Consider the following 12,377-nt stretch of genomic DNA (forward strand, 5'->3'; position numbering starts at 1 on the left):
ATCAGTCGCGCGGGATGACCTGCTCGCCGGACCAGTCGCGCCAGCGGTCCAGCTTGTCCGCGGCCACGGCGAGCTGCTCCGCGACCGGGCCTGGACCCGTGGAGCCGGGCGTGATGCGGGCGGCCAGGGCGCCGTGGACGGAGAAGACCTCGCGTACCGCGGGGGTCAGGTGCTCGCTCACCGCGGCCAAATCCTCGTCCGACACCTCGTCGAGGCCGATGTCGCGGGCCGCGCAGATGACGACGAGTTTGCCGGTGATCTCGTGGGCGTCGCGGAAGGCCACGCCCTGGCGGACCAGCCACTCCGCGACCTCGGTGGCCAAGGTGTAGCCGACCGGGGCCTGCTCGGCCAGGCGGTCCACGCGGACCGTCATGGTGGAGATCATGCCGGCCAGGGCGGGCAGGACCAGCTCCAGCGTGTCGACGGCGTCGAAGACGGGTTCCTTGTCCTCCTGCAGGTCGCGGTCGTAGGCGAGGGCCAGGCCCTTCAGCATGGTCAGCACGCCCGTCAGGTGGCCGACCAGACGGCCGGACTTGCCGCGGGCCAGCTCGGCGATGTCCGGGTTCTTCTTCTGCGGCATGATCGACGAGCCGGTGGCGAAGGCGTCGTCGAGCTGGACCCAGCCGAAGTTGGGGGTCGTCCAGAGGACCACCTCCTCGCCCAGGCGGGAGAGGTGCACGCCGGTGAGGGCGGCGACGAAGAGGAACTCGGCCACGAAGTCGCGGTCGGCGACGGCGTCGATGGAGTTCGGGGCGGCGTGGTCGAAGCCGAGTTCCTTGGCCACCTGGGTCGGGTCGAGCGGCAGGGACGAGCCGGCCAGGGCGCCGGCGCCGAGCGGGCTCACCGAGGCGCGGCGGTCCCAGTCGCGGAGCCGGTCGAGGTCGCGCAGCAGGGCCTGGACGTGGGCGAGCAGCTGGTGGCCGAACGAGATCGGCTGGGCCGGCTGCAGGTGGGTGAAGCCGGGCGCGGGCGTGTCGACGTGCCGGCCGGCCTGCTCCATGAGGGCGTCGGCCAGCTCGACGATGCGGGCCGCCACGCCGCGCGCGTGGTCGCGCAGGTACAGCCGCAGGTCCGTCGCCACCTGGTCGTTGCGCGAGCGGCCGGCGCGCAGCTTGCCGCCGAGGGCGCCGAGGCGCTCCAGCAGGCCGCGCTCCAGGGCGGTGTGCACGTCCTCGTCGTCGACCGTGGGGCGGAAGTCGCCGGCCGCGCAGGCGGACTCCAGGTCGTCGAGGGCGGCGAGCATCCGGCCGAGCTCGTCGGCGTCCAGCAGCCCGGCGCGGGCCAGCACGCGGGCGTGGGCCCGGGAGCCGGCGAGGTCGTACGGGGCGAGGCGCCAGTCGAACTGCACGCTCACGGACAGGCGCGCCAGGGCCTCCGCGGGGCCACCGGCGAAGCGCCCGCCCCACAGGCGGGTAGGAGTTTCAGAAGACACGCGACGATCCTTCCACAGGGCCAACGAGCCCTATCCGAGCTGGGCCCATTCGCTGAGCTTGGCGGCGAGCACCTCACCGGCGGCCGAGGGGTCCGGCGCCTGGCGGGCGACGACGAGAATGGTGTCGTCGCCGGCGATGGTGCCCACGATGTCGGGCAGGCCGGTGCGATCGATCGCGCTGGCCAGGAACTGCGCCGCACCGGGCGGGGTGCGCAGGACCACGAGGTTGCCGGAGCAGTCGACCCCGGTGAGCAGCTCGCGCAGCAGCCGGATGAGCCGCGACGGGGCCTCCTCGGCCGGGCGCAGCGCGCGCTCGCCGTCCTCGGGGATGAGGTACGCGCCGCGCACCTTCACCGCCCGCAGCTCCTCGAGGTCGCGCGACAGCGTCGCCTGCGTGACCTGGAACCCGTCGGAGGCCAGCCGCTCGGCCAGCTCGGTCTGCGAGTGCACGGCCGAACCGCGGATCAGCGCCGCGATCCGGTCGAGCCGGGCCGCCTTCGTGGTCGGAGCGCTCATCGTCGATCCGCGATGCGTCGATCCACGAGGAACGCCAGCAGCGCCTTCTGGGCGTGCAGCCGGTTCTCCGCCTCGTCCCAGATCGCCGACTGCGGTCCGTCCATGACGTCCGAGGTGATCTCGTCGCCGCGGTGGGCCGGCAGGCAATGCAGGACGATGGCGCCCGGTTTCGCGTTTTCGAGCAAAGTGCCGTTGATCTGGTACGGCCTGAAAGGCGTCCGTCGATCCAGCCCGTCGGTCTCCTGGCCCATCGACGTCCACGTGTCGGTCACGATCACGTCCGCGTCCTTGGCCGCCTCGGCCGGGCCGGTCACCACGTCGACCACACCCCGCGCGCGGGCGGCGGCGATCACGGCCGGGTCGGGCTCGAAGCCGACCGGCCCGCAGAGCCGCACCTGCATGCCGGCGAGCGTGCCCGCCAGCGCGTAGGAGTGCCCCATGTTGTTCGCGGTGTCACCGAAGTACGAAAGAATAAGCCCTTCGGTCTTGCCGAACCGCTCGCGCACCGTCTGCAGGTCGGCCAGCAGCTGGCAGGGGTGGAACCCGTCGGTCAGGGCGTTGACGACGGGCACGGTGGCCCCGGCCGCCAGCTCGCCGACGCGTTCGTCGGAGGAGGACCGGATCACGATCGCGTCGACGTAGCGGGACAGCACGCGGGCCGCGTCGCCGATCGTCTCGCCGCGGCCGAAGTGCGTGGTGGTCGCGTCGATGATCAGCGGGGTGCCGCCGAGCTGGGCGATGCCGACCTCGAACGAGACCCGGGTGCGCAGCGACGGCTTCTCGAAGATGACCGCGACCGACCGGCCCGCGAGCGGCGTGAAGCCGGTGCGGTCGGCCTTCATCGCCGCCGCGAGCTCCAGGACCTCGGTCTGCTCGGCCGCGGACAGGTCGTCATCACGCAGGAAATGCCGGACCGTCATGACGCCTGCACCGCGTTCAGCGCCGGGCCGAGGGCGGCCACGAACGCGTCGGCCTGCTCGTCGGAGAGGATCAGCGGCGGGGCGATGCGCAGCACGTCGGGCTGGGCGGCCTGGGCCAGGAAGCCGCTGTCGCGCAGCACGCCGGCGACCGCGCCGGCCGCCGGGCCGTTGAGCACGATGCCGAGCAGCAGGCCCGCGCCGCGCACGTGGCTCACGAGCGGGTGCCCGAGCGCCTCGACGCCGCGGCGGATCCGCTCGCCGAGCCGCTTGGTCGCGCCCAGCAGGTCCTCGGACTCGATGGTGTCGAGCACGGCCAGGGCGGCCGCGCAGCAGACCGGGTTGCCGCCGAACGTGGAGGCGTGCTGGCCGGGGCCGAGCAGGGTGGCGGCGTCGTCGAAGGCCATCATGGCGCCGAGCGGCAGGCCGCCGCCGAGGCCCTTGGCGAGCGTGACGACGTCGGGGCGCACGCCCTCGGCCTGGTGGGCGAACCAGTACCCGGTGCGGCCGATGCCCGTCTGCACCTCGTCGAGGGCGAGCAGGGCGCCGTGCGCCGAGGTCAGTTCGCGGGCGGCGGTGAGGTAGCCGGCGGGCGGTACCACCACACCCGACTCGCCCTGGATCGGCTCCAGCAGCACCATGGCGGTCGCGTCGTCCACGGCCGCGGCGAGCGCGTCCACGTCGCCGTAGGGCACGTGCACGACGTCGCCGGGCAGCGGCAGGAACGGCTGCTGCTTGGCCGGCTGCCCGGTCAGCGCCAGGGCACCCATGGTGCGGCCGTGGAAGCCGGCCTCGGCCGCGATGATCTTCGTGCGGCCGGTGCGCCGGGACAGCTTGAACGCGGCCTCGTTGGCCTCGGCGCCGGAGTTGCCGAAGAACACCGCGCCGGGGCGGCCGGCCAGGCCCAGCAGGCGCTCGGCCAGGGCCACCACCGGCGGGGACGCGTAGAGGTTGGACACGTGGCCAAGCGTGGAGATCTGCCCGGTGACCGCGGCGACGACGGCGGGGTGGCCGTGGCCGAGCAGGTTCACCGCGATGCCGCCGAGGAGGTCTACATAGGAGCGTCCGGCCTCGTCCACCACGACCGCGCCCTTGCCGCTCACCAGTCCGAGCGAGGGCGGGCCGTACGTGTTCATGACCGACGCCTCGAACCGCGAAGTCAGCGAGCTCGTCATTCTGCCACCACCATGGTCCCGAAACCCTCCGACGTGAACACTTCCAGCAGCAGCGAGTGCGGCACCCGCCCGTCGACGACGTGCGCGGCCGGCACCCCGCCCTTGACCGCCCGCAGGCAGGCCTCCATCTTCGGCACCATCCCCGATTCGAGGGTGGGCAGCAGCTCCGCGAGCTCGTCGGCGGTCAGCTGCGAGATGAGCGACGACGGGTCGGGGTAGTTGCGGTACAGGCCCTCGACATCGGTGAGGACCACGAGCTTGCGCGCGTGCAGCGCGACGGCGAGGGCGCCGGCCGCGGTGTCGGCGTTGAGGTTGTGCAGCACCCCGTCGGCGTCCGGGGCGACCGTGGACACGACCGGGATGCGCCCGGCCGCGATCAGGTCGGCCACGGCCGAGATGTCGACCTTCTCGACGTCGCCGACCTGGCCGATGTCGACCGGCGCGCCGTCGATGATGGCGGGCCGGCGCACGGCGGTGAACAGCCCGGCGTCCTCGCCCGACATGCCGACCGCGTGCGGGCCGTGCTCGTTGATGAGCCCGACGAGCTCGCGGCCGACCTGGCCGACGAGGACCATCCGCACCACGTCGGCGGTCTCCGGGGTGGTGACCCGCAGGCCGCCCTTGAACTCGCTGGCGATGCCGAGCCGCTTGAGCATGGCCGAGATCTGCGGACCGCCGCCGTGCACCACGACCGGCTTGATGCCGACGTGGCGCAGGAACACCATGTCGGCCGCGAACGCGCGCTTGAGCTCGTGGTCGACCATCGCGTTGCCGCCGTACTTCACGACGAGCGTCGAGCCGGAGAACCGCTCGAGCCACGGGAGGGCCTCGATGAGCGTGTTGGCCTTGCCCAGCGCGATGCCGAGGTCGCGGCCGTTGATCCGGCCGTTCACGAGCTGTAGGCCGAGTTCTCGTGGACGTACCCCATGGAGAGGTCGTTCGTCCAGATCGTCGCGGTCTCCTCGCCGGCGTGCAGGTTGACCGTGACGCTGACCGCGCGGGCGCTCAGGTCCACTTTGGACCGGTCCTCGCCGGCCGCGCCGCCCTTGCAGATCCACACGCCGTTGATGGCCACGTCGACCTCGTCGGGCTCGAAGGCCGCGGCGGTGGTGCCGATCGCGGCCAGGATGCGGCCCCAGTTCGGGTCGTTGCCGAAGAACGCGGTCTTCACCAGGTTGTTGCGGGCGATCGAGCGGCCCACCTCGACCGCGTCGGCGGCGGAGGCGGCCCCGGTGACCGCGATGGCGATCTCCTTGGTGGCGCCCTCGGCGTCGGCGATGAGCTTGCGGGCCAGCTCGGCGCAGACCGCGGTGACCGCCTCGGCCAGCTCGTGCGGGGTCGGCTCGATCCCGGACGCGCCGCTGGCCATGAGCAGCACGGTGTCGTTGGTCGACATGCAACCGTCGGAGTCGATCCGGTCGAACGTGACCTCGGTGGCCAGCCGCAGCGCGGTGTCCAAGGTGGTCGCGTCGGCCACCGCGTCGGTGGTGAGCACCACGAGCATGGTGGCCAGGCCGGGCGCGAGCATGCCGGCGCCCTTGGCCATCCCGCCGACGGTGAAGCCCTGTCCACTGTGGACCGCGGTCTTGGCCACGGTGTCGGTGGTCATGATGGCCGTGGCCGCGTCCGGCCCGCCGTCGCGGGACAGCGCCCGGGCGGCCGCGTCGACGCCGGAGCGCAGCTTCGGCATGGGCAGGCGCTCGCCGATCAGGCCGGTCGAGCAGACCGCGACGTCGCCCGCGCCGACCGGGAAGCGGGAGGCCCGCCCGGACAGCACGGCGGCGGTGTGCTCGGCGGTGGCGTGGGTGTCCTGGAACCCGGCCGGCCCGGTGCAGGCGTTGGCCCCGCCGGAGTTGAGGATGACGGCGCGCACGATACCGGCCTTGAGGACCTGCTGACTCCACAGTACCGGCGCTGCCTTGATGCGGTTGCCGGTGAACACGGCGGCGGCGGTGGTGTCCGGCCCGTCGTTGACGACCAGCGCCACGTCGAGCGCGCCGGCCGCGGCCTTGATGCCGGCCGCGACGCCCGCGGCCCGGAACCCCTTCGGTGCGGTGACGCTCACGGCGCGATCCCGTCGACGGCGAGGCCCGCGGTCTCCGGCAGGCCCAGCATGATGTTCGCGTTCTGCACGGCCTGGCCGGCGGCGCCCTTGACCAGGTTGTCGGTGGCCGAGACGACCACGATCCGGCCGCTGTCGATATCGACGGTGGCCTGCAGGTGGGCCGAGTTGGCGCCGAACGTGGCCCCGGTCTGCGGCCACTGCCCCTCGGGGAGCACGTGCACGAACGGCTCGTCGGCGTACGCGGCGGCCAGGACGTCCCGCGGGTTCGCGTCCTTGAGCGGCCGCGCGGTGACGGTGGCGAGGATGCCCCGCGGCATCGGCGCGAGCAGCGGGGTCATCGACAGCGAGCGCGCCCCGCTGGCCTGCTTGATCTCGGCGACGTGCTGGTGCGCGCCGACCTTGTACGGCGACATCGACCCCATCACCTCGGAGGCGAGCAGGTGCTGCTTGGCCGAGCGGCCCGCGCCGGAGGTGCCGGAGGCGGCGATCACCACGACGTCCTCGGGATCGGCGACCCCGGCCGCGATGAGCGGGGCGAGGGCCAGGATGGTGGTGACCGCGTAGCAGCCGGTGTTGGCCACCCGCGCCGAGCCGGCGATCAGCTCGCGCTGGCCGGGGAGCTCGGGCAGCCCGTACGTCCAGGTGCCGGCGTGGCTGCCCGGGTAGTACTTCGCCCAGTCCGCCGGGTCCTCGAGCCGGAAGTCGGCGCCGAGGTCGACCACCTTGACCGCGTCGGGCAGCTGGGCGGCGATGGCGGCCGACTCGCCGTGCGGCAGGGCGAGGAAGACCAGATCGGCGTCGGCGAGCGCGGCGGCCTCGGTCTTGGCCAGCACCACGTCGCGGAAGGATCGCACGTGCGGGTGAACGGCCCCGATGGTCGATCCGGCCTGCGCGAACCCGGTGGCGGCGGCGAGCTCGAGGTGCGGATGCCCGGCGATGAGCCGCAACAGCTCACCGCCGGCGTAGCCCGAGGCCCCCGCAACGGCGACACGTATTCCCATACGGTCGACTGTATCTCTATGCAACCACCCGTTTCAAGAAGATATCGCGGGCGCCGTTGTGGGCCGGATTACTCGGGGTCGAGGAACCGGGCGAGCTGGGAGCGGTTGCGGACGTTCAGGCGGCGGTACAGCCGCGTCAGGTTGGCCTCGACCGCCTTGATGGACAGGAACAGCGCCCGCGCGATCTCGCGGTTCGTGGCGCCCGCCCGGACGAGTTCCACGATGCGCCGCTCGGTCTCGGACAGGCCCGCGCCGCGCCCGCCGTCCAGGCGGGCCAGGTCGGCCGCGGCCACCTCGCGCCACGGGTGGGCGTCGGCGGCGCCGTAGCGGCGGACGGCCTCGGACAGCGCGGCCCGCGCGGCGCCACGGCGGTGGGCGCGGCGCTCCAGGCCGCCGAGCGTGTAGTACGCCCGGGCCATTTCGAGGGGGTACGGGTGGTCCGGCCACTCCTCGATCGCCCGGTGCAGGGCTTCGGCGCCCTCGCGGGCCTCGCCGGTCGCGGCGGTGAGCACCGCGCGGGCGCGGGCCAGGCCCAGGAAGACCACGCGGCGGTCCAAGTGGCGGGCCCGCTGCTCGACCTCCTCCAGCACCTCGGCCGCCTCGGCGCGGGCCCCGGCGCCGACCAGGGCCTCCACGAAGTCGGCGTGCCAGGGCAGGATGCCGGGGTCGAGCCGGCCGAGGCGCTGGTCGAGCGCGTACGCCTCACGCATGGCCTCCGCCGCCGCCACCGGGTCGCCGCGCAGCATGTGCACGAGGCCACCGGTCGCGTAGGCGAGCTTGATCCAGTCCTCGTCGCCGGCGGCCAGGCAGGCGGCCAGGCCGCGGTCGGCGTGGCTGGCGGCCGCGGTGGCGGTGCCGCCGGCGTACTCGACCAGGGCGGCCACCAGATAGCCGGGGCCGGGGGTGGTCTCGACGTCGACGTAGAGGCGCACACAGTCCCGGCCGGCGGCGAGCGCGTCGGCGCAGCGGCCGGCCCGCCAGTAGATGCCGGCCACCGAGACGAGCACCGCCGCCAGGTCCCGGACGGTACCCGCCCGCTCGACGGCGATCCGCAGCGCCTCGATGCGCCGGACCGCCTCCGCCGTCTCGCCCTTGAACAGGCGGCTCATCGCGGCCACCTGGCGGGCGGCGACCGTGGCCGGGGTGAGCGACAGGCCTCGGGCGAGCTTGCCGGCCCGCTCGAGGTACTCGTCGCCCTCCGTGCCGAGCAGGATGTTGCCCCGCCAGCTGAGCACCTCGACCAGCCGCTCCATGTCGCCGCAGAGCTCGGCGGCCTCCTCGGCCCGCTTGAGCTCGGCCAGCGCGGCCTCGCCGTCGCCGTCCCAGTACGCCTTGATCCCCTTGTACAGCCGCACGTGCGCCAGCAGGTCGGGGGTGTCGACCGCCTCCACGAACGCGGCGTCGAGCAGCGGGCCGGAGTTGGAGTGGTCCTCGCCGGACATCTCGACCAGCAGCAGCCGGGCCCCGACCCGGGTGCGGCGGTCGGCGGCGTCGCGCAGGGCGGCCGCGGCGTGCCGGCGGGCGTCGGCGGGCGAGCCGGCCGAGTACGCGTACTGCGCCGCACTCAGCCGCCGGACCGCCCCCACGCCGGGGGTGTCCCGGGGCGTGCGGTCGGCCGCCAGCGCGGCGAGGTCGGCGGCCATCGCCGGGGCACCGCGCAGCCGGGCCGCCGAGGCCGCGTCGGCGAGGCACTCGGCCAGGCCCTCGTCGGGCTCGGGGCGGGCGGCGGCCAGGTGCCGGGCCCGGTCGACCGGGTCGGTGACGGTGTCGGCGAGGCGCTCGTGGGTCTCCCGGCGGGCGGCGACCGTGGCGTCGGCGTAGACCATCTCGCGCAGCAGCGGGTGGGAGAAGCGGATGGCGCCGTCGGGCTCGACGTGGAGTACACCCGCGGCAATTCCGGCTTCGACGTGACCCTCACTGAGCCCGCAGGCTCCGAGCAGTGCCAGGCTGGGGCGCGCGGCGGAGGCGATGACCAGCAGGGCCGGCCAGTCCTCCGCGGGCAGCGTGGCCAGGCGGGCGGCGAGCAGCTCGCGGAGCCGGTCCGGGACGGGCAGCGGGTCGGTCACCGGGAACGAGTGGCTGCCGATGGCCCGGCCCAGCTCGACGGCGTAGAGCGGGTTGCCGGCGCTCGCCTCGTAGATCCGCTGGACGTGGGCCCGGCCGGCCTCGGCGCCGAAGCGGGCGCGCAGCAGGTCGGCGACGTCGCTCTGGGGCAGCGGCGGCACGGGCAGCGTGGTGCTCGGCGGCGGGCACAGGTCGAGCCGGGTCGGGGCGCCGCCGTCGGGCACCCGCTCGGCCGCCAGGACCTTGACCGGCACCTCGCCGAGGCGGCGGGAGACGAACCGGAGCACGCCGGCGCTGGGCTCGTCGATCCACTGCACGTCGTCGAGGATGAGCAGGATCGGCCGGTCGGTGGCGAGCGCGCGGAACAGCTCCAGCACCGCCAGGCGCACCGCGAGCTGGTCGTGCGGGGTGGCCGGCAGGGCGCTGCGCAGCAGGGCGCCGTCCAGGGCCGCGCGCAGGTGGGCCGGGAGCAGGTCGGAGGCGTCCGGGGCGCCGTCGAAGAGGTCGACCAGCGCGAGATACGGCAGGTCGGCCTCGGCCTCGGCGGCGGCCGCCCGCAGCACCAGGGCCTCGGTCTCGGCGCCGGCCAGCGCGTCGAGGATGGTGGACTTGCCGATGCCGGCGGGGCCGCAGAGCACGACGCTGCCCCCCGCCGCCAGCCGCTCCCGGGCATGGCTCAGGAGATCGGCCCGGCCGATGGGCGCCGACGAGGTGCTCACCACGACGCCGAGTCTCTAACGAACGACCGTTCGTCGCAACGGCCGGAGAACACGACGTCACGGTAAGATGACGGCCGATCGACTGTTGATCATCGCAGCCGGGAGCAGGGCAGCACCGCCTCCCAGCCGAGCACGGGCCACTGCGCGGTGTGCACGGTGACCCGCGTCAAACCCGGCCGGACTAGGCATTCCGCCCGCGCCTGGGCCACCGTGGCACGCCAGCGCGGACCGCCGTCCCGGGGGCTCGCCGGGCGCAGGTTGGCCGCGAGGACCACGGCCACAAGTGTCGTGAACACGACAAGACTTGTCCGGACAAGTTGGCAACCGGCTTCGCGCGCTGCGCGTTGGGCGCCGGCCGCCAGGCAGACCCCGGCGGCGAGGTTCGGCAGGCTGATGAGCACCAGGTACCGGTCCTCCCCGAACCCGTGCGCGCCGAGCTGCACGGCCCCGGCGAGCGCCGCGAACCCGGCCAGGGCGGCCGCGAGCCGGATCTCCGCCCAGGCCCGCACCCGGACGGCCGCCGCGAGCAGCGCGACCGGGATCAGCAGCCCGGCCGCGACCAGCGCCCGATGCCCCCAGGCGTCGTCATACGGCTCGGCCAGCCACGCCGGCCCGAGCAACGACCGCGGCACGCCCCACCGCAGATACATGGCCGCGACGGCGACCGGATCGTGCTCGGGCCGCTCACCTAGCCCCCGCTGCGTGGCCCCGGTGGCGAGCGGGACGAGCTGCAGCAACGCCCCCGGCACCAGGCCGAGAAGCTTCAAAATCCAACCCCGGCTCTTGTACCTGATGAGCCCGGCCAACGCCGCCGGCACCAGCAGCACCCCGAGCATGGAGTTGAGCACCGCGAGCGCCGGCAGCCCGACGGTCACCAGGTTGACCCGGCGGGAGAGCAGCATCCACAGCGCCGCGTACACGAGCGGAAACTGCAGCTGGGCGAGCGCATTGGGCACGAACCCCATCGGCAGCGCGGCCGTGACCCCGATCACGACGGCCGGGAAGCGCTCCAGCCGCTCCCGAGCCGCCCCGTACACGGCCAGCGCCAGGAGGCTCGTGATCCCCGCGTCGGTGATCGCGTTGAGCGCGGCCGCCCAGGAGACCGGAAACAGCGCGATGACGGCCCAGCAGACCCGGGCCACGACGTGGAAGTACCCGTTGAACGGGGTGAAGATCGCCTCGTACCAGGGCCGGTTCAGCGCGTCGGTCAGGAAGTTCTGCCCGTCCTCGGCCCAGATCGCGTCCAGCGCTCCGGGATCCCGCGTCCGCGCGAGCCCGACGAGCATCCCGGCGACGGCCGCGCCGGCCGCGACCGACGACCAAGCCCATCGACGTCCTGAAATGTCCGGCACTTCGTACCGGACATTTCCGGAAATTTCACGATCTTCGACGATGCTCACGCACATACAACGAAAAAGGGCCCCGCCAGGCGGCGGAGCCCTTCTCGAGGATCTTGTTAGAGCCGGCCTTCCTTGACCGCCTCGGTCACCCACGGGATGACCTCGTCGAGCATCTCGTCCAGCGACGTCGTCGCTTCGAAGCCGAGCACCTCGCGGGCCTTGGTGCAGTCCGGCACGCGCTTCTGCACGTCGTGCTCGTACGGGTCGTCCGAGACGATCCGCAGCGGCACGTCCGGACCCTTGATCTTGCGCCAGATCACCGCGGCCAGCTCGTTCACCGTGGTCGACTGGGCGGTCGAGACGTTGAAGTCCTCGTTGAGGGCCTTGTCCGACTCCATCGCGGCGATGATGCCCTTGGCCAGGTCGCCACCGTAGGTGTAGTGCCGGACCTGGTCGCCGGTGCCCAGGATGTGCAGCGGGTCCTGGCCCTTGATGATCTTCTGCACCAGGTCGGGCACGACGTGCGACATGGCCAGCTTGACGTTGCCGGACAGCACCTCGACCTCGCCGAGCGCGCGGCCCTCGCCGACGCCGACGCAGTTGAACGGGCGCACGATCGTGTACGGCAGCTTGTACTGGTCCCAGGCCGCCTTCGCGTAGTACTCGACGGCGAGCTTCTGGAAGCCGTAGGACGACAGCGGCGGCGGCACCTTGCGCTCGTCGCCCTCCTTGGACGGCCACGTGGTGGTGGACTCGAACACCATCGACGACGACATGTACGTCATCTTCTTCAGCGTCCCGCTCTGGTGCGCCTTGATCGCGGCGTCGCACGACGAGGCCATGATCCGCTCGTTGCTCGCGAGCAGGTCGTAGGCGTACGCGTGGAAGTACGAGATGCCGCCGATCAGCGCCGCGCCCGCGATGAAGTGCTCGCAGCCGTCGAGCAGCTCGGTGACCAGGTCGACGTCGCGCGCGTCGCCCTCGACGAAGCGGTAGTCCGGGTGGGAGTCGTAGCTGCGGGTGACCGGACCGTACTTCGAGTAGTTGTCCAGGCCGACCACCTGGTAGCCGCGGGCGAGCAGCTCCTCGACGACATACCCACCGATGAAGCCGGCCGAGCCGGTGACCAGGACCTTTGCCACAAATAC

At 73.3% G+C, this 12,377-nt stretch carries 10 protein-coding genes; all 10 read right to left on the reverse strand.

Annotated features, from left to right (window positions below; translation table 11 throughout):
- Position 1: 1 nt before the first annotated feature.
- On the reverse strand, positions 2-1,450 hold the full coding sequence (argH, locus tag ACQP00_RS41595; RefSeq protein ID WP_433224164.1) for an argininosuccinate lyase: 1,449 nt from the start codon (positions 1,448-1,450) through the stop codon (positions 2-4).
- Positions 1,451-1,462: 12 nt separating this feature from the next.
- Positions 1,463-1,948 carry an arginine repressor gene (gene argR, locus ACQP00_RS41600; protein ID WP_433207568.1) on the reverse strand — a complete coding sequence of 162 codons (486 nt, stop codon included), beginning with the start codon at positions 1,946-1,948 and terminating at the stop codon, positions 1,463-1,465.
- Complete coding sequence (gene argF, locus ACQP00_RS41605; RefSeq protein ID WP_433207571.1) at positions 1,945-2,868, reverse strand: ornithine carbamoyltransferase; 924 nt, start codon at positions 2,866-2,868, stop codon at positions 1,945-1,947. Before argF ends, argR begins: the two co-directional genes overlap by 4 nt.
- Entirely contained in the window at positions 2,865-4,040 is a 1,176-nt protein-coding gene (locus ACQP00_RS41610; protein ID WP_433207574.1) for an acetylornithine transaminase, read from the reverse strand. Before ACQP00_RS41610 ends, argF begins: the two co-directional genes overlap by 4 nt.
- Positions 4,037-4,933, reverse strand: coding sequence for an acetylglutamate kinase (gene argB, locus ACQP00_RS41615; RefSeq protein ID WP_433207577.1), 897 nt, complete (start codon positions 4,931-4,933; stop codon positions 4,037-4,039). The genes ACQP00_RS41610 and argB overlap by 4 nt, the downstream gene beginning before the upstream one ends.
- Positions 4,930-6,105 (reverse strand): bifunctional glutamate N-acetyltransferase/amino-acid acetyltransferase ArgJ, encoded by a 1,176-nt coding sequence (gene argJ / locus ACQP00_RS41620; RefSeq protein ID WP_433207580.1) that lies wholly within the window; start codon positions 6,103-6,105, stop codon positions 4,930-4,932. The genes argB and argJ overlap by 4 nt, the downstream gene beginning before the upstream one ends.
- Entirely contained in the window at positions 6,102-7,106 is a 1,005-nt protein-coding gene (gene argC / locus ACQP00_RS41625) for an N-acetyl-gamma-glutamyl-phosphate reductase (protein WP_433207583.1), read from the reverse strand. Before argC ends, argJ begins: the two co-directional genes overlap by 4 nt.
- A 68-nt stretch (positions 7,107-7,174) precedes the next feature.
- Entirely contained in the window at positions 7,175-9,892 is a 2,718-nt protein-coding gene (locus ACQP00_RS41630) for an AAA family ATPase (protein WP_433207586.1), read from the reverse strand.
- Between the two features lie 86 nt (positions 9,893-9,978).
- Positions 9,979-11,175: a hypothetical protein gene (locus ACQP00_RS41635; protein WP_433207589.1), complete on the reverse strand. Its 1,197-nt coding sequence runs from the start codon at positions 11,173-11,175 to the stop codon at positions 9,979-9,981.
- A gap of 170 nt (positions 11,176-11,345) precedes the next feature.
- Positions 11,346-12,371: an NAD-dependent epimerase/dehydratase family protein gene (locus tag ACQP00_RS41640; protein ID WP_433207592.1), complete on the reverse strand. Its 1,026-nt coding sequence runs from the start codon at positions 12,369-12,371 to the stop codon at positions 11,346-11,348.
- Positions 12,372-12,377: the final 6 nt, after the last annotated feature.

Source organism: Dactylosporangium sp. CS-047395 (genome assembly GCF_050942185.1).
In the GTDB taxonomy this organism is placed as follows: Bacteria; Actinomycetota; Actinomycetes; order Mycobacteriales; family Micromonosporaceae; genus Dactylosporangium.